Origin of the sequence: Streptomyces huasconensis, assembly GCF_021028635.1 — a bacterium.
Taxonomy (GTDB): domain Bacteria; phylum Actinomycetota; class Actinomycetes; order Streptomycetales; family Streptomycetaceae; genus Streptomyces; species Streptomyces huasconensis.
Genome location: NZ_CP086119.1, coordinates 6,624,691 through 6,641,876, shown reverse-complemented (window position 1 = coordinate 6,641,876; position 17,186 = coordinate 6,624,691). Strand labels below are relative to the sequence as shown.

12 protein-coding genes are annotated in these 17,186 nt (G+C 73.7%); 5 read left to right on the top strand and 7 right to left on the bottom strand.

The window, feature by feature from the left end; translation table 11 throughout:
• Positions 1–21 precede the first annotated feature (21 nt).
• Positions 22–1,326 (bottom strand): MFS transporter, encoded by a 1,305-nt coding sequence (locus tag J2N69_RS29610; RefSeq protein WP_230903418.1) that lies wholly within the window; start codon positions 1,324–1,326, stop codon positions 22–24.
• Between the two features lie 81 nt (positions 1,327–1,407).
• Here J2N69_RS29610 and treY point away from each other — a divergent pair, with 81 nt between their 5' ends.
• Positions 1,408–3,891, top strand: coding sequence for a malto-oligosyltrehalose synthase (gene treY, locus J2N69_RS29605; protein ID WP_230903417.1), 2,484 nt, complete (start codon positions 1,408–1,410; stop codon positions 3,889–3,891).
• 151 nt (positions 3,892–4,042) lie between these two features.
• On the opposite strand, the gene J2N69_RS29600 is transcribed toward treY, so the two are convergent.
• On the bottom strand, positions 4,043–4,594 hold the full coding sequence (locus tag J2N69_RS29600) for a DUF1707 and FHA domain-containing protein (protein WP_127909319.1): 552 nt from the start codon (positions 4,592–4,594) through the stop codon (positions 4,043–4,045).
• Positions 4,595–4,746: 152 nt separating this feature from the next.
• On the opposite strand from J2N69_RS29600, the gene treZ reads away from it, so the two are divergent.
• Together treZ and J2N69_RS29590 are read left to right on the top strand one after the other, a co-directional pair.
• The gene (gene treZ / locus J2N69_RS29595) at positions 4,747–6,492 is read left to right on the top strand and encodes a malto-oligosyltrehalose trehalohydrolase (protein ID WP_230903416.1); all 1,746 of its coding nucleotides are present in this window, start codon (positions 4,747–4,749) and stop codon (positions 6,490–6,492) included.
• A 63-nt stretch (positions 6,493–6,555) separates the two neighbouring features.
• Positions 6,556–7,569, top strand: coding sequence for an aldo/keto reductase (locus J2N69_RS29590; protein ID WP_230903415.1), 1,014 nt, complete (start codon positions 6,556–6,558; stop codon positions 7,567–7,569).
• Positions 7,570–7,578: 9 nt separating this feature from the next.
• Here J2N69_RS29590 and J2N69_RS29585 read toward each other — a convergent pair whose 3' ends face one another.
• The 3 genes from J2N69_RS29585 to J2N69_RS29575 all read right to left on the bottom strand — a co-directional run bounded on the left by J2N69_RS29585 (position 7,579) and on the right by J2N69_RS29575 (position 10,560).
• Positions 7,579–8,733, bottom strand: a complete 1,155-nt coding sequence (locus J2N69_RS29585; RefSeq protein ID WP_230903414.1) for an aminopeptidase P family protein — start codon at positions 8,731–8,733, stop codon at positions 7,579–7,581.
• A gap of 134 nt (positions 8,734–8,867) precedes the next feature.
• Complete coding sequence (locus J2N69_RS29580) at positions 8,868–9,641, bottom strand: PDZ domain-containing protein (RefSeq protein WP_230903413.1); 774 nt, start codon at positions 9,639–9,641, stop codon at positions 8,868–8,870.
• A 49-nt stretch (positions 9,642–9,690) separates the two neighbouring features.
• Positions 9,691–10,560, bottom strand: a complete 870-nt coding sequence (locus J2N69_RS29575) for a LysR family transcriptional regulator (protein ID WP_230903412.1) — start codon at positions 10,558–10,560, stop codon at positions 9,691–9,693.
• A gap of 171 nt (positions 10,561–10,731) precedes the next feature.
• Here J2N69_RS29575 and J2N69_RS29570 point away from each other — a divergent pair, with 171 nt between their 5' ends.
• Entirely contained in the window at positions 10,732–11,469 is a 738-nt protein-coding gene (locus tag J2N69_RS29570; protein WP_230903411.1) for a CTP synthase C-terminal region-related (seleno)protein, read from the top strand.
• On the opposite strand, the gene phsA is transcribed toward J2N69_RS29570, so the two are convergent.
• Both phsA and cyc2 read right to left on the bottom strand, forming a co-directional pair.
• Complete coding sequence (gene phsA / locus J2N69_RS29565) at positions 11,443–13,440, bottom strand: O-aminophenol oxidase PhsA (protein WP_408056826.1); 1,998 nt, start codon at positions 13,438–13,440, stop codon at positions 11,443–11,445. The two genes, J2N69_RS29570 and phsA, sit on opposite strands and share 27 nt — an antisense overlap.
• 206 nt (positions 13,441–13,646) lie before the next feature.
• On the bottom strand, positions 13,647–15,812 hold the full coding sequence (gene cyc2, locus J2N69_RS29560; RefSeq protein ID WP_230903410.1) for a germacradienol/geosmin synthase Cyc2: 2,166 nt from the start codon (positions 15,810–15,812) through the stop codon (positions 13,647–13,649).
• A gap of 212 nt (positions 15,813–16,024) precedes the next feature.
• Here cyc2 and J2N69_RS29555 point away from each other — a divergent pair, with 212 nt between their 5' ends.
• The gene (locus J2N69_RS29555) at positions 16,025–16,504 is read left to right on the top strand and encodes a hypothetical protein (RefSeq protein ID WP_230903409.1); all 480 of its coding nucleotides are present in this window, start codon (positions 16,025–16,027) and stop codon (positions 16,502–16,504) included.
• Positions 16,505–17,186 lie beyond the last annotated feature (682 nt).

Genomic DNA, 17,186 nt, shown 5'->3' with positions numbered 1-17,186 from the left:
CGCTGTCCCGGGGGCGGTGGCTCAGGCCGCCGCCCTCGCGGGGGCCTCTTCGGGGGCCTCGGCGGGCTTCTCGTGGCGGGCGGCGAGGGCGATGAGGAACGCCACGGCCGCGGCGCAGGTACCGAGGGCGAACGCCGCCCCCGCGCCGTGCGACTCCGCCAGGCGCCCCGCCACGGCCAGCGTCACCGCCTGCCCGCCGACGAACGCGCTCGCGGCGAACGTCATGCCCTCCGCGAGCCGTTCCCTCGGCACGGCGCGCTCGGTCAGCGCGAAGCCGGTGATGAGGTTCGGGGCGTAGATCGCGCCGAACAAGGTGACCACTACGTAGAGGCCCATCAGGCTGTCCGTCCACACCAGGGGCAGCGACAGGAGCGCGGCGGCGGCCGTCGCCACCCGCCAGCGCGCGAGCAGCCCGAAGCGGTCGGGCAGCGCGGCCATGGAGAGCCCCACCACGGCGCTCATGACACCCATCGCCGCGTAGACGAGCCCGGCCTGGCCCGGTCGGCCCAGCTCCTGCGTGAGGGCCGTGATGCCCGCTCCGCAGGCGCCGAGCAGCACGCCGAGGAAGACGAGGCCGAGCCGCACCACGTACACCGAACGCGGCAGCCGGGGCCGTACCACCGCCCCACGCGCGCGTGCCGGTTCGCGGCGGGCGTCCGCCCTGGGGGCGTCGCGCTCGGCGGTGCGTCCCGTCGGGTGCAGTGCGAAGCCCGTCCCGCAGCCGGCGACCAGGAGCGCCGCCGCGGCGAAGGCGTACGCCGGGTGGCCCGCGACGGCCGCCAGGCCCACCAGGGCGGGGCCGAGCACGAAGGACAGCTCGTCCATGGTGCTCTCCAGGGACAGCACGGTGTTCGCGAGGCGGTCGTCGCCGCCCTTGGCACGGATCAGCGGGACGACGCGGGCCCTGGACAGGGGGCCGATGCCGGGGATCGTCGCGCCGGCGAGCACGCCCAGGGCGACGAGGGCCGGGGTGGGCAGGTCCGCGACGGCTCCCGCGGTGTACGCGGCGATGGCCACGGCGTTGACGAGCGAGAAGGCGAGCACGACGGCGCGCTGGCCGTGCCGGTCGGCGAGGCGGCCGACGTACGGCCCGAGGGTGACCTGGCCGAGCGCGAGCGCGCAGGCGACGATGCCGCCGGTGGCCAGCGAGCCGCTGGTCTCGGTGACCAGGAGCACGCTGCCGAACTGGATCATGGCCACGGGCAGCCTGCCGAAGAACGACACGACGGGCAGCGCCGCCCCCGTCATGCCGAGCACCGTGCGATACGCGTCCCGCGTGCTGTCGCTCGTGCCGTCCTGCGTATTGCCCCGCGTGCTGTCAGCCATCGTCCGACGCTAGCGACGCGGTCGCGGGAGCGTGCAGCAGCGGATGACACGAAAGCCCGCGGGGCGGGTACGTACTTTCGCATGACGCCAGAGCATGCAAGGCCCTCCGTGCCGCCTTCGCCCACCGCCACCTACCGGCTCCAGCTCCAGCCGGAGTTCCCCTTCGCCGCCGCGGAGGCCGCCGTGCCCCACCTCGCCTCGCTCGGCGTCTCGCACCTGCATCTGTCGCCGGTCCTGGAGGCGGTGCCCGGCTCGACGCACGGCTATGACGTGGTGGACCACGCGCGCGTGCGGGACGAACTGGGCGGTGAGGACGGGCTGCGGTCCTTGGCGCGCGCCGCCCGGGAGGCCGGGCTCGGCCTGATCGTGGACATCGTGCCGAACCACATGGCGGCGCCGCCGCGCCACAACTGGGCGCTGTGGGAGGTGTTGCGCGAGGGGCCCGGGTCGCCGTACGCCCGCTGGTTCGACATCGACTGGGAGGCGGGCGGCGGGCGTGTCCTGCTGCCGGTCCTCGGGGGCAGGCTCGGCGCCGAGCTGCCGGCCCTGCGGGTCGACGGCGACGTGCTGCGCTATCACGACCATGCCTTCCCGCTCCGCGAGGGCACGGAGGGACTGCCGCTGCCCGAGCTGCTGGACGCCCAGTGGTACCGCCTGTCCTGGTGGAGACTGGCTCGTACGGAGTTGAACTACCGGCGGTTCTTCACCATCTCGGATCTGATCGGGGTGCGGGTCGAGGAGCCGGAGGTCTTCGACGCGACGCACGGGAAGATCCTTCAGCTGGTGCGCGAGGGAGTCGTCGCGGGGCTGCGGATCGACCACCCTGACGGGCTCGCGGACCCGGGGGCCTATCTGCGGAAGCTGCACGAGGCGACCGGTGGGTGCTGGACGGTCGTGGAGAAGATCCTCGCCGACGGCGAGCGGCTGCCCGCCGCCTGGCCGGTGGCGGGCACCACCGGTTATGACGCGCTGCGCCACCTCGACGGCGTCTTCGTCGATCCGGCGGGCGCCGGGGAGCTGCTCGGCCAGTACCGCCGCTTCGCCGCGCCGCCGGCGGACCGGGGCGGCGAGTGGGACGCGACGGTGCGCCGCGCCGCGTACAAGGTGATCACACGGGAGCTGGCCGCGGAGGTCGACCGGCTGACGCGCGAGGCGGTGGCCGTCTGCGCGGCAGACCCGGCGCTGCGCGACCACGCGCCGTGGGCGGTGCGCACGGCGCTGCGGGAGCTGCTGGTGCGGCTTGAGGTGTACCGGCCCTACGTGTCCGGGGGCGCCGTCCCGGAGACGGTGCTGACCGAGCAGGCCGCCCAGGAGGCGAAGGCCGTCTTCACGGTGCCCGAGGAGGCCGAGACGGTCGATGTCGTGCGGGACCTGGCGCTGGGCCGGGTCGGGGCGCGGGGCGACCGGGAGGGTGCCGTGGCGGGGTTCCGGGCGCGGTTCGCGCAAGTGGCGTCGGCGCTGCGCGCCAAGGCCGTGGAGGACACCGCCTTCTACCGGCACGCCCCGGTCCTGTCGGCCGCGGAGGTGGGGGGCGCGCCCGAGCGTCCGGCGGTCTCGGTGGAGGAGTTCCACGCCTACTGCGCGCGCGTGCAGCGCGACTGGCCCTGCACGGGCACGGTCCTGACGACGCATGACACCAAGCGCAGCGCCGATGTGCGGGCGGGGATCTCCGTCCTGACGCAGTGTCCGGGCCGCTGGGCCGATCTTCTCGTGGAGCTGACCGAGCAGACGGTGCGCGCGGGCGGGGTGTGTGCGCCCGATCAGCAGCTGGCGTGGGCGGCCTGGCAGACGGCGGTCGGTTTCGGCTTCCCCCAAGAGACGCGGTTGCGGGACGCGCTGGTGAAGCATGTGCGTGAGGCGGGTCTGCACACCAGCTGGACCGAGCCGAACGAGGCGTACGAGAAGGCGGTGGGCGACTTCGTGGCGGCCGGGCCGTGCGGGCCGCCCCAGCACGCGGTGGCGGCGTTCGCGCGGGACGTGGCGCCCCATGTACGGGCGAACATCCTGGGGGCGGCGCTCCTGCAGCTGACCATGCCGGGAGTGCCCGACCTCTACCAGGGGACGGAGGGCGAGTACCGCGCACTGGTCGATCCGGACAACCGGCGGCCGGCGCGCTTCCAGGGGCAGGTCCTGGAGCGGCTCGACACGCGGCGCGACACGCGGCGCGCGCCCGGCGACCTGTCGGAGGAGAAGCTGGCGCTGACGGCGGCGGCGCTGCGGCTGCGGAGGCGGCGCCCGGAGCTGTTCGGGGACGCGGGGACGTACGTGCCGCTGGCGGCGGAGGGGCCGGGGGGCGCGCACTGTGTGGCGTACGCGCGTGGCGGGGAGGTCGTGGTGGCGGTGACGCGGTTGTCGTTGCGTCTGGAAGAGGAAGGGGCGGGCTGGCGGGATACGGAACTTCCGCTTCCGGAGGGGCGGTGGGCCGATCTGCTGGCTCCCGGCCGGGTGTTCGAGGGGCGGGCGCGGCTGTCGGAGCTGTTCGCCGCGTCACCGGTGGCGCTGCTCGAACGGGTGCGGGAGGAGACGGCGGGGCGCGGGGCGGAGGCCTCGGAGGAGGCGCTCTGAGGGGCCGCCGCGCACGTCCTTGGCGCCTGCCCGGGCCCGGGACGTACTGCGGAGCACATCAGTGACGGACCATGACCAGTCCGCGCCCGGCTCTGGGCGCCCTGCGTCTGATCGGATCCTCGCGCGCCGGGCGGCCCCTGGCCGCCCGGGATCAGCTGACGGCGAGGCGGAAACCCATCCGGCCGAAGCTCACCAGGTCGCCGTCCTGGACGAGGGCCGCGCCGGTCACCCTGCGGCCGTTGACCGTCGTGCCGTTGGTGGAGCCGAGGTCGCGCAGTACCCACATGCCGCCCTGGCGGCTCAGCTCGGCGTGGACACGGGAGACGGTGTCGTGGCTGAGGCGCAGGCCGTTGGCGGGGTCGCGGCCTATCCGCAGCGGGTGGGGGCTGTCGGGCGAGGGCAGCAGCAGCTTCGGCAGCCGCTCGGCCTGCCAGGCCCTGCGCAGCTTCATCGTGAAGCCGGAGACCGCGCCCACACCGCCGAGCACCATGCGCGACCAGCGGCCCTCGGTCCGCAGGTCGGCGGTGAGGGCGGCCAGCTCCTCGGGCTTGCGGGCGGCGAGCACCAGCTCCATGCGGCGCACGAAGGTGTCGTGGGAGAGCCTGCCGACGGCCGCACCCTCCTTGAGTGCGTCCAGCGCCCGGTCGCGCTCGGCGTCCGTCACCCGCGCGGGGTACGTGGAGAACTCGAAAGAGGATGTCACTCATGGATTGTCGGGCAACGTCGGCCCGGGTGTCCAGAATGGGCGGGGCGAGGTCCGATTGATCACTTCCGCCCACGGACCGAGCACTTCTGACGCACCATGGGGACGCAGGTGTGGCGAGACAGGCGAACAGCGGACGAGGGGGCACGTCGGTGAGGTTCGAGGTGTGGGCGCCGGAGGCCGAGCAGGTCGCGCTGGAGTGCGCGGGTGCCACGCGGGCGCTGGAGCGCGACGGTGAGCGCGCGGGCTGGTGGACCGGGGAGGCCGCGGCGCAGGACGGCACGCGGTACGGGTTCTCGCTGGACGGCGGCCCCGTCCTGCCCGACCCCCGTGCGCGGCGTCAGCCCGACGGCCCCGACGGGCTCAGCGCGGTCGTCGAGCACGACCGGTACGCGTGGCGCGAGCCCTGGTCCGGGCGCGGCGTGCGGGAGGCGGTGCTGTACGAACTGCATGTCGGGACGTACACGCCCGAGGGCACGCTCGACGCGGCGGCCGCCCGCCTCGGGCACCTCGCGGAGCTGGGCGTCACCCATGTGGAGCTGATGCCGCTGTGCCCCTTCCCGGGGCGGCACGGCTGGGGGTACGAAGGGGTGTCGCTGTGGGCGGTGCACGAGCCGTACGGCGGACCCGAGGCGCTGAAGAGATTTGTCGACGCGGCGCACGGCCACGGTCTCGGCGTGGTCCTGGACGTCGTCCACAACCACCTGGGCCCCTCGGGCAACTACCTCCCCGCGTTCGGGCCGTACTTCACGGAGAGGCACCAGACGCCGTGGGGCGCGGCCGTAAACCTGGACGCGCCGGGTTCGGACGAGGTCCGCGCGTATCTCATCGGCAGCGCGCTGGCCTGGCTGCGCGACTACCGCCTGGACGGGCTGCGGCTCGACGCGGTGCACGCGCTGCGGGACACGCGGGCGCTGCACTTCCTGGAGGAACTGTCCGCCGCGGTCGACAGATTGGCCGATGAGCTGGGCAGGCCGCTGTTCCTGATCGGCGAGTCCGACCTGGGCGACCCCCGGGTCGTCACCCCGCGCGCGCGGGGCGGCCTCGGCCTGCACGCGCAGTGGAACGACGACTTCCACCACGCGCTGCACACCGCGCTCACCGGCGAGTCGCAGGGTTATTACGCGGATTTCGCGCGGGCTCCGCTGGCCGCGCTCGGCAAGACGATGACGCGTGGCTTCTTCCACGACGGGACGTACTCGTCGTTCCGCGGCCGCTGCCACGGCCGCCCGGTGGACCGCGCGCGGACGCCCGCCCACCGCTTCCTCGGCTACGCCCAGACCCACGACCAGATCGGCAACCGCGCGCAGGGCGACCGGCTCTCCGCGTCCCTGCCCCCCGGCCTGCTCGCCTGCGCGGCCACCCTCACGCTCATGGGCCCCTTCACGCCGATGCTGTTCATGGGCGAGGAGTGGGGGGCCACCACGCCCTGGCAGTTCTTCACCGACCACACCGACCCCGAGCTGGCCGAAGCCGTGCGGCGGGGCAGGCGGCGGGAGTTCGCGGAACACGGCTGGGCGGAGGAGGACATCCCGGACCCGCAGGACCCGGCCACCCGCGAGCGGTCCTGCCTGGACTGGTCGCAGCCACGGTCGGGCCACCACGCGCGCCTGTTGGCCTGGCACCGCGAACTGATCTCCCTGCGCCGCGCCCGCGCCGACCTGATGGACCCCGACCTGGCGGCGGTGCGGGTCGCGTACGACGAACAGGCGCGCTGGTTCGCCTTCCGGCGCGGGGACCTGAAGATCGCCGTGAACCTCGGCGAGGAGCCCGCGGCCGTCCCGCTGGGCCACAACCACGCGCGTATCCTCGGCGCTTGGGAGCCCGTCGCGCCGCCGGACGCGGACGGCGTGCTGCGGTTGCCGGCGCGGTCGTCCGCCGTGGTGGGCCCCGCGTAGGGGCGCGGCGGGTCCGTCTGCCAGAGGTCCCGCACGGGACCGCCAAGGGGAGGGACACAGACCATGAAGCAGCGTTTTCTGGGCCGTACCGGGCTGCGCGTCAGCGAGGTGTGCTTCGGGGCGATGATGTTCGGCAGCGGCGCCGACGAGGCGACGTCGCACCGCATGCTGGACGCGTTCACGGAGGCGGGCGGCACGTTCATCGACACCGCCGACATGTACGGACGCGGGGTGTCGGAGGAAATCCTCGGCCGCTGGCTGAAGGGCCGCCGCAGGGACGAACTCGTCATCGCCACGAAGGTGTTCAGCACGATGGGCGAGGCGCCGAACGCGGGCGGTCTGAGCCGCAAGCACATCCTGTCGGCGGTGGACGCGAGCCTGCGCCGCCTGGGCACGGACCACATCGACCTCTATCAGACCCATGTATGGGACGCGACGACGCCGGTCGAGGAGACGCTGTCCACCCTGGACACCCTCGTGCGGGCGGGCAAGGTGCGCTACCTCGGGGCGAGCAACCACTCCCCCGCCCAGCTCCAGAAGGCCCTGGACGTGGCGCGGGCGCGCGGCTGGGAGCCGTACTGCTGCCTGCAACCGCTGTACAACCTCCTCGCGCGGGAGAGCGAATGGGAGCTGCTGCCGCTCAGCGAGGCGGAGGGCGTCGGCGTCATCCCGTACAGCCCCTTGCAGGGCGGGTGGCTGACGGGCAAGTTCCGACGCGGCATGGCGGCGCCGCCCGAGGGGGCGCGGGGGTCGGGGGCCTGGCGGGAGCGGGACACCGAGGAGACCTGGCGGGTCGTCGACGCGCTCCTCGCGGTCGCCGAGGAGGTGGGCCGCCCGCCGTCGCAGGTGGCGCTGCGGTGGCTGCTCCAGCGGCCCGGGGTGACCGCGCCGATCGTGGGGGCGCGGTCCGTGGAGCAGCTGACCGCCAACCTCGGGTGCGTGGAGTGGGAGCTGACGGCCGAGCAGCAGGAACGGCTGACGTCGGCGAGTGCGCGGCCGCTGCCGTACCCGTACGACGTCTTGGCCTACTACCCGGGGCGTGAGCCGCGCAGCGGGCCCCGCACGGACTTCGCCTAGCCGGTGGCCTCAGCCGACGATCGCCATCTCGCGGGCGGTGGCGTTGAGGCGCCGTACGCCGTCGTCGGTGACGGTCACGATGTCCTCGATGCGCACGCCGAAGCGGCCGGGCAGGTAGATGCCGGGCTCCACGGAGAAGCACATGCCCGGCACAAGCGGCTGCTCCTCGCCCTCGATCATGTAGGGCGGCTCGTGGGTGGTGACGCCGATGCCGTGGCCGGTGCGGTGGATGAAGTACTCGCCGTAGCCCGCGTCGGTGATCACGGCGCGGGCGGCCCGGTCCACGTCCTGGCAGGTGGCGCCGGGCCGCACCGCGGCACACCCCGCGGCCTGGGCCTCCCGCACGATGTCGTGCACCCGGCGTTCCTCGTCGGTGGGCTCGCCTACGTGGACCGTGCGGGAGGTGTCGGAGCCGTAGCCGTGCAGCAGGCCGCCGAAGTCAAGGACGACCATGTCGCCGTGGCCGATGACGCGTTCGCCCGCCTCGTGGTGGGGGTTGGCGCCGTTGGGTCCTGAGCCGACGACGGTGAAGTCGACCTGGGAGTGCCCGAACCGGCGCAGCAGCTCGGCCAGGTCGGCGGCGACCTCCGTCTCCTTGCGGCCCGCGAAGGCGGCCTTCTGAATCTCCTCGTACGCCGCGTCGGCCGCCGCGCCCGCCGCCGTGAGGCGGGCCAGCTCGGCGTCGTCCTTGACGGCCCGGAGCATGGGCAGCGCTTCGCCGAGGGCGACGTAGGAGGTGTCCGGCAGTGCCTTCTGGAGGCCGAGGAGGTGCGTCGCCCAGGCGTTGTCGCTCACCGCGAAGCGGCCGGAGACGTCGAGGAGAGGGGCGGTGACGGCGTACGGGTCCTTGCCGTCGGTCCAGTCGCGCAACGTCAGCGCGGGCGCGCCGACGGCCCGCTCCGCGTCCGGGGCCTCCAGGGTGGGCACGACGAGCACGGGGTCCCGCCCGGCGGCGAGCACGAGGACAGTCAGGCGTTCGGTGAGCGCCGTCGGCCGGTAGCCGGTGAGCCAGACCAGGTCGGGTCCCGGCGCGACGAGGAGACCCGCGAGCCCCGCGTCGGCGGCGGACGCCGCGGCGCGTTCCATACGGGCCTTGTAGTCGTCGGCGGTGAAGGGCGCGGGCGTGGGCAGGGCGGCGGGTGTGGGAGCAGGCGCGGTGCTCATGGGGCCTCCTGTTGCCGTTCTGTTGGCTCCTGTTGGCTGTCGCGAGCATCCTCCCCTCGGGGGACGGCGGGCGCGAGCCCGATTTTCGGGGGGGGAGGGGGAGGCGGCTCCGGTGGCCCCCTGCCCCATCAGGGTCAGGTCACGACGCCGGGCCTGATGGGGAGGGTCTGGCGGGTGCCGTTCTTGTGGCGCACCGTCAGGGTGACCTTCTTGCCGGGGCGCGTGGCGGCGACCGCCGCGGCCAGGTCGGCCGCCGATCCCACGCGGGTCCGGTCGAACGTGAGCAGGGTGTCGCCGCGCACGAGGCCCGCCGCCTGGCCGGGGCCGGGCAGGTGCAGGCCGACGATCAGGGCGCCGGCGGAGGCCCCGGGTGCGTCGACGGCCTCGATGCCGAGGGTGGCGGCCCCGGCGGGCCGCGCAGGGCCGGGCTTCGGTGGCGCGGACCCGGGAGCCGCGAGGGCGGCGGTGCCGGGCTTCGCGGCGCTGGGCTTCACGGCGCCTGGCTTCGCGGTGCCGGGCCTCGCGGTGCCGGGCCTCGGAGCGTCCTGCCTTGGAGCGCCCGGCTGTGGCCCGTCGGGGTGTTGGGCCGGGGGGTCGGCGTCGGCGGGCGGCTGGGCCGCGCCGGGCGGGGGTGCCGACTGCCGCATCTCCGCGAGGGCGCTCATCCCGATGACCGTGGCACCCACGGTCCCGATGCCGACTCCGGAGAGCACCAGCAGCACCGCCAGCAGCACGCCGGACACCACGGCCGCCAGCCGCTTGCCGCGACGCCCCGCGGTGTGCGGACGGCCGCTCTCGTCGGGATGGTCCTCAGGGTCCCGGCACAGGCTCTGGCCGGGGCTTTCACCGCTGCCACCGCCGGTGCCCCGGCCCGGCATCGGCTTGGGACGCAACGTGGTCTGTTCCATGGCTCGCCTCCGGCCACAGCTCTACCCGGCGCGACCCGGCCGCGATGCCTCACGAACGGGTGACGTCCAGCCGCGCGGCGAGCGCGGCGGCGGGCCCGCGCAGGGCGCCCGCGTGGAGCAGTTCCGTGCGGTGGACGACGCGGGGCGCGGTCAGCGGCACGGCGACCGTTCCCGGCACGCCGACCGCGACCGAGCGCGGCAGCAGCGTCAGGCCGTGCCCCGCCGCGGCCAGCGTGGTGAGGGTCCGCACGTCCGTACCGTCGTACCGCAGTGCGGGCCGGAAGCCCGACGTGCCGCTGGCGGCGCGGAGTTGAGCCAGCGGCACACCGGTCGCGGGCGCGTCCAGCCAGCGGGCGTCGACGAGGTCGCCGAGGCGGAGCCCGGAGCGGCGGGCCAGCGGGTGGTCCGCGGGGAGCAGGACGGCCACGGGCTCCTGGCCGACGCCCCGCGCGGTGAGGGGCGCCACATCGGGCAGGCGCAGCGGGTCGTTCGGCGCGGCGAGGCCGTCGACGAGGCCGAGGTCGACGGCGCCGGTCGCGACGGCAGCGGGGATCTCGTCGCGGGGCAGCACGGACAGGGTGACGCCCGTCGGGGGCAGCGCCTCGGCGGTGCGCCGGGTCAGCGCGGCGGGGGCGGCGGCCAGGGTCAGGCCCTGCTCGGGCGCGGCGGCCATGCGGATGACCTCCGCGCGGGCCGCGTCGAGGCGCAGCAGCAAGGGGCTCGCGTGTTCCAGGAGGCGGGTGCCGGCCGGGGTGGGGGCCACGGGGCGGCGGGTCAGCAGGGCGGCGCCGAGGTCCTGCTCCAGGGCGGCTATGTGCTGGGAGACGGCGGATTGGGTGTAGCCCAGCTCGCGCGCGGCCTCGGAGAAGGAGGCGAGGCGGGCCACCGTCACGTACGTGCGCAGGAGGTGCGGGTCCATGCGGGCAAGGATTCCACCCCATCAGGGACACCCATCAGAAACACGTACCAGCACTACCCATCAGCAATGCCCAGCGGGAACGCTTGTCAGGAATGCCCATCAGGAACGCTTATGAGAGGTGCAGATTTCATCGTTGGACGTGAACGGTGGGCCCCGCACAGGATGCTCGTCATGACCACGCATACCCAGACGCCCGCCCGTATCGCCCTCGTGGGCGACCGCTCGCCGAACGTGACCGCGCACCGGCGCCTCCCCCGCCTCCTGGAAGCCCTCGCCGATGACGACCGGCTGGTCCTCGACGCCTACTGGATCGGGACGGACGACGCCGAGGAGCCGGACGCCGTACGCGGTTTCGACGCGGTGTGGGTGGTGCCCGGAAGTCCCTACCGGAGTGAGGCGGGAGCGCTGGCCGCCATCCGCACGGCGCGTGAGGAGGGCATTCCCTTCCTCGGCACCTGCGGCGGCTTCCAGCACGTGCTCCTCGAGTACGCGCGGAACGTGTGCGGCCTGACCGGTGTCGCGCACGCCGAGCACGCCCCGGACGCGGAGGACCTGCTCATCGAGCCGCTCGCCTGCTCGCTGGTCGGCCACGAGGGCACCGTGACGCTCGCCCCCGGTTCGCTCGCCGAGTCGGTGCTCGGCGCCGACCGGTCCGTCGAGCGCTACCACTGCTCCTACGGCCCCGGCCGCCACCTCGACACCTTGCGCGCGCACGGCCTGCGCTTCACCGGTGCGGACGAGAACGGCGAGGTGCGGGTCGTCGAACTGCCCGGCCACCCCTTCTTCCTGGCCACGCTCTTCCAGCCCGAGCTGTTCGGCGACGGCTCGCGCCCGCACCCGGTGGTGCGGGCGCTGGCGCGGGCCGCCGTACGGCACGCGGAGCTAGCCGGAGTGCCCGCCGGAGTCTGACCCGTCAGGGCGGCCATGACCACCGTGACCGCCCTCATGGCCGCCATCGTGACCGCCGTGGCCGCCGCCGTGGCCCGCCCCGTGGTCGAACTTCAGGGCCTCCTTCGGCATCACCACGAAGGGCCGCATCATGCCCATGTCCTCGTGCTCCAACAGATGGCAGTGGTACATGAAGCGGCCGTACGCGCCGTCGAACTTGCCCATGACGCGCAGCATCTGCCCGCCCGGCACCCGGAAGACGTCCTTCCAGCCGCGCTCGTTCGGGGCCAGCGGGATGTCGGTCTTCGGGTCGGGGGCGATCGGGGCGCGGGTGCCGCCGAGGGCGACATCGAAGCCCGATACGTCGTACGCGTCCCGGCCGAGTATCTGGAAGTCCGCCAGGTGGATGTGCATGGGGTGGAGCACGGGCGGGTTCACCGCGAGGTTCAGGAAGCTCCACTGCTCGTGGCTGCCCTCGGCGATGGTGATGCCCAGGCCGTCGTTGAAGGTGCGGGCAATCCGGCGGTAGGTCTTGGTCTTCCCGTCCTCGCCGCGCACCTGGATGATCCCCTCGGCCGGGGCGCGGACGTCACCCGGCTTCTCGACCTCGGCCATCTCCCAGATCTCGGGATGACCGCCGCCTCCCTTGGTGGCGGGCGGGGTCAGCACGATCAGCCGGTGGCCGTGCTCGATGTCGTGCGTGAGCGGGCGGAACGAACCCGAGAGGACCTGCGGCAGTTCGAAGGTGTCCGGCTCGGCGCACTCCCCCACACGGAACTCCATGACCTGCGGATACCGCACGTCGTTGGCCACGTCCGGCACGCCGGGCGCCTGGCCGCGCCCCTTGTTCACGAGGCGCAGCCGCCGGCCCGCGAGGTCCCGGAAGTCGATGAGGAGGTCCATGCGCTCGGCGGGCGCGATGGTCAGGGTGGGGAGCGCGCCCTCGAAGTCGACCGGCACGGGGCGCGGCAGGAGGCCGCCGTCGCTGCCGATCTGGTGCAGGACGCCCTGGACGGGGCGGTCGTCCTCGTCGATCAACACCAGGTCGTAGGTGCGCGCGTTCGACGCGTTGACCAGGCGGAAGCGGTGCCAGGCCGGGGCCACGTCCGCGTACGGCCAGATGCGGCCGTTGACCGTGGTGTAGGGGCCGGTGAAGGGCAGTGAGACCGGCTTGCCCGTCTCCGCGTTCTTCGGGTCGACGATGACGGTCTTGTGCAGGAGGCGGCCGTTGAGCCGGCCGTCGTCGTCCGTGTCGAGGTTGCGGTCGGCGAGCAGCAGGGGTATTTCCCGCTCACCGGACGGGAGTTGGAGTGCGTCCTCCTCGTCGTCCCGGACGAGGTAGGTGCCGTACAGGCCCGCGAAGACGTTCCACCGGGTGATGTTCATGGCGTGGTCGTGATACCACCACTGGACCGCTTGGTGGTCGTTCGGGTACTCGGAGAGCTGGGCGTCGCCGAAGCCCACGGCGTTGTCCGCCCAGCCGTCGTTGCCGCCGCCGGTCTGGGCTCCGTGCAGGTGGGTCACCGACCAGGCGGGCAGTGCCGCCACGTCCTTGTTCGGCGGGATGCCCGCGCGGCCGGGCTCGGTGCTGGGCGGCGGGTCCTTGCGCGGGTCGCCGCGCGGGACCTCGACGGCCGTGACGGGATACTCGCCGCCGGTCGGGATGCGGTTGGTCCAGGCGATACGGACGCGCTGTCCGCGCCGCACCTCGATGGTGGGCCCCGGCACCGATCCGTCATACCCCCACATCAGGGTCGGCGGCAGCTGCGGGTGCAGGCGCACCCAGGTCGGCCGCAGCGCGATCTCCGTCTCCTCGCGCACATCGGCGGAGTCGGGACGCAGGACGGGCGGGACGGTCAACGGCGCGACGAACGGCTCCAGTTCGCCCTCCCTGACGGAGGCGTTGACGGCGGCCGCTCCCGCTACCTCCGTCACGTCCCCCGGCGGGCCGCCCGGCAGTTGGTCCGTGACACGCTCGATGATGTCGGTCAAGATCGAACACCCCCGTGTTCTTCCCCCATGTCGCGGCCCGGTCGTGGGCCGCCTTCACTCAAGAGGACTCCCGACACGTCACGAGGGTTCCGCGAATCCAGCATTCCGGATAAACCACCCGAACGAGACCGTCCACAAGACCCGCCCGCGTCCGCCGGGCCGCGCACGCCAGACCGCCTCCACCAAGCCGCTTCCGTCAGAGCGCGTCAGCGCAGCCCGGCGATCGAAGGAACGCTCGGCGCCCGGTCCGGTACGAAGCCGTGGGCCCGCCTCGCCAGGTCCTCGGCGCCGTAACGACGGCAGCCGCGGTGCCAGTTGAGGATGCCCGCAAGCCAGTTCCGGAGTTCCTCGACATACCCGTCCAGGACCGCGCACCCCTCGGCCGACAGCCCGAAGTCCTCGTAGAGAACGGGGAATTCGTGCTCGGCCACGTGCTGGAACTGCCGCATGCGCTGGGTCATCACGTCGTGGATGATGCCGAGCCCGGTCGGGTAGTCGCAGCCGAAGAAGTTCTGCACGACCAGGATGCCGTTGTGGACCTCGCCCTCGTACTCGATCTCCTTCTGGTACGAGAAGACGTCGTTCAGGAGCATCGCGTAGTCCATCGCGGCGTTCTCGAGGGAGCGGACCGGGCCGCTGCGGTAGATCTCCGGGGGCACGGCGGGGCCGTGGCCCATGCGGCACAGGCTCATGGTGAGTTCGGAGCCGAAGGTGGCGCGGCGCATCTCCAGGTAGTCGACCGGGTCCGGGATGCGGTTCTGGAACTGATTGGCCAGCTCCCACAGCCAGCTCTCCGTCATGACCACCACGGTGTTCTTCATGGTGCGCCGCTGCTCCGGGGTCATGTCACGGGTCGTGCGCGCCCACAGGTCGGCGAGTGCGCGCTCCATGCCGTTGACGGGCACGGTGGCCGGCGCACCCTCGATCGGCATGCACCCGGCGAGCCGTTCCGTGCAGACCTTGGCGGCGGCGAAGTCACGGCGGTGGCCGAAGACCAGGGGGTAGTAGTCGTCGCCGTAGGTGCCCCAGGCCAGCCACTGCGAGCTGAGGTCGAGGGCGTCCGCCGTGCCGTCCGGACCGATGCCGGCCGCGCACAGCGGGAGGTCGTACGCGTCGAGTTTGTCCTCGTCCCAGACGCCCTCCTGCAGGATGCCCATCGCGTGCGACCACGCGGTGAGCCGGGGCCGCGCCGCGTCCAGGTGCGGGTTGAGCCGCAGCGGGAACGGCATGAGGAAGTCGGGCAGGATCGAGGGGCCCACCTTCTGGTACGGAACGTGGGTGAAGGCGCGCAGCCGCTCCGCCCCGGCGGCCGCGAGCAGCGCGCCCACGTCGGCGGCGGACGTGCCGAGGCCGGTGGGCCCCGCGAGCGGTGAGGTGGTGAGCGCGCCCTCGTTCATGTACCGGCTGGAGCGCAGGTGCCATTCGTGGCCGCCCGACTGCCAGTCCTGGAGCCCCCGGGTGTACGCGGCGACAGCGGCGACCTCGGACGGCGTGAGCCCCTTCTCCAGGGCGAGGGCGGGCACTTCGGTGACCGCCGTGTGTTCGAACTGGTGCAGGCGCGAGGTCAGGATGTCGTTGACGGTGTCGGCGGCCTGCTGGGTCGTGCAGCCGAAGAAGGTCTCCAGGACGAGCACGCCGTTGCTCAGCTCGCCCTCGTCCTGCACCTCGCGCTGGTACGAGAAGAGGTCGTTGCGCAGGTGGACGCCGTCGGAGAACGTCTCCATGAGCACGCGCAGCGGCCGGGAACCGGCGACGGCGGCGGGCACCTCGGCGGTCGCGTACTCGACGAGACCCGCCGACCAGGGGGCGCCGCCGACCTTGCGGCGCATCTCGATGTACTCGACGGGGTTGGCGATCCGCCCTTCGTTGATGTTGGACAGCTCCCACAGCGACTCGTTGAGGAGGTGCTCGGTGGCCTCCGCGAAACGGCGGCGCCAGCCGGCGGACATCGCGGGCACCGTGCGCGCCCACAGGTCGGCGAGGCCCGCCTCGACCGGGCTGCGCGGCTCGGGGACGGGCGTGGCGAGGTCCATGGGCATGAAGAGGGGCAGCCGGTCCAGGTGGGCCTTGCCGGCCGCCCGGTCCTGGGTGCGTTTGTACATGTCCAGGAAGTGGTCGTCGAAGAAGAAGACCCACACGTACCAGTCGGTGATCAGCGACAGCGCCGGGCCGTCGCAGTCCGGGTGGGTGTACGCGCACAGGAGACCGTAGTCGTGCGCGTCGAGGTCGCTCTGCTCCCAGATGCCGGAGCCTTCCAGCATGCCCATGTCGCGCGCCCACTGGGTGGAGTGCGCGCGCGCCTGTTCCAGGTGCGGGTTGAGCCGCGCGGGATACGGCATGTAGAAGTGCGGCAGTTCGAACGGCTGCGTCATGGCCCCGCCCTACCCGTGCCCCTCCCCCGCCATCCGGACGGCGGCACATGATCGCACCATCGCGTGAACCGGGGGCGCACCGGGGGCGCGAGGGGGGCGCATGGAGGCGGGGGCGGCGGCCCTGATGCGCCGCACCGAAACACCGGTTTCCCCGCGTCCGTACGCGTCACGCCTCTAGGCTGCGGTCCACCTCCCCGGAAGGAACCACCTCCATGACCGATGCGCTCGACGCGCCGCTGCGAGCGGAGCTGCTGCTGGACCAGGACGTCCCCGAGGACCTCGGCCTGGAGCTGGTCGCCGCGCTCGACGGGCTCGGCGCCCCACCGGTCCGCGTCCGCCGCACCCTCGCGCATCGCGGGGTGGCCGACATCCCCTGGATCGTCCTGGCGTCCCTGCCGCTTCAGGCGTTCCTCAGCGGGCTGGGCGCGGAGGCGGTCAAGGACGCGTACACCGCGTTCAAGGGTGTCGTACGCAGAACAGCGCGCCCGGGGTCCTCCGACGGCGGCGTGGCCCGGCCCCTGGTGCTCCAGGACCCGGCGGGCGGGGTGAGCGTCGTCCTGGAGCCCGACCTCCCCGCGGAGGCGTACGAGCTGCTCGTCGGGCTGGACCTGGCGGAGTTCACGGTGGGGCCGCTGCACTACGACCGTGCGCAGGGCCGCTGGCGCTCGGTCCTTGACGAGGCCGCCGGCTGACGCGCCGGCAGGAGGGCGCGGCGGGACGACCGCCGCGGATCGGGGGCTGACTGTGACTGCGCAGACCGCGGACGCCGCGGGCACGGAGCTGGGCCGCGCCGAACGGGCTTGCGCCGACGGGGAGTCGGCGTTGGCGCGCGGGGACGGCGGGGTGGCGGAGGGGTGCTTTCGGGAGGCGCTGGGGTTGGTCGCGGGTGGGGCCGGGGGCGACTTCGGGGGTGATCGTGAGGCGGGTGCGGGTGACGAGGGTGCGGGTGAGGACTGTGCTGGGGAGGACTGTGCTGGGGAGGACAGCGCGGGGGACGGCGGTGCTGAGGAGGGCGGCGGTGGCTGCCGTGACGCCCGGGACGCGGTGCACGGACAGGGTGAGGGGGCCGGGCAGGGCCGCGGTCCTGGGACCGCACCTTCGACTGGCCCTCGGACTGCGCTCGCGACTGCACCTGCGACTACCCCTGGGACTGCACCTGCCCGTGACCTGATCGCCGACCCAGCCCCCGGCCCCCACCCCGCACAAGCCCCTGCCCCCGGTCCCCGCCCCGAACACGACCCTGGACGCGGTCCCGGCCCCGGACACGACCCCGCCTCCGCCCCAGGCCCCGCCCCCAGCGCCAGCCCCGGTGCCGCCCCCGATCCCGGTCCCCAAGAAGCCGCGCGGCGGATCGCCGCGCGGGCCCGTACGGGT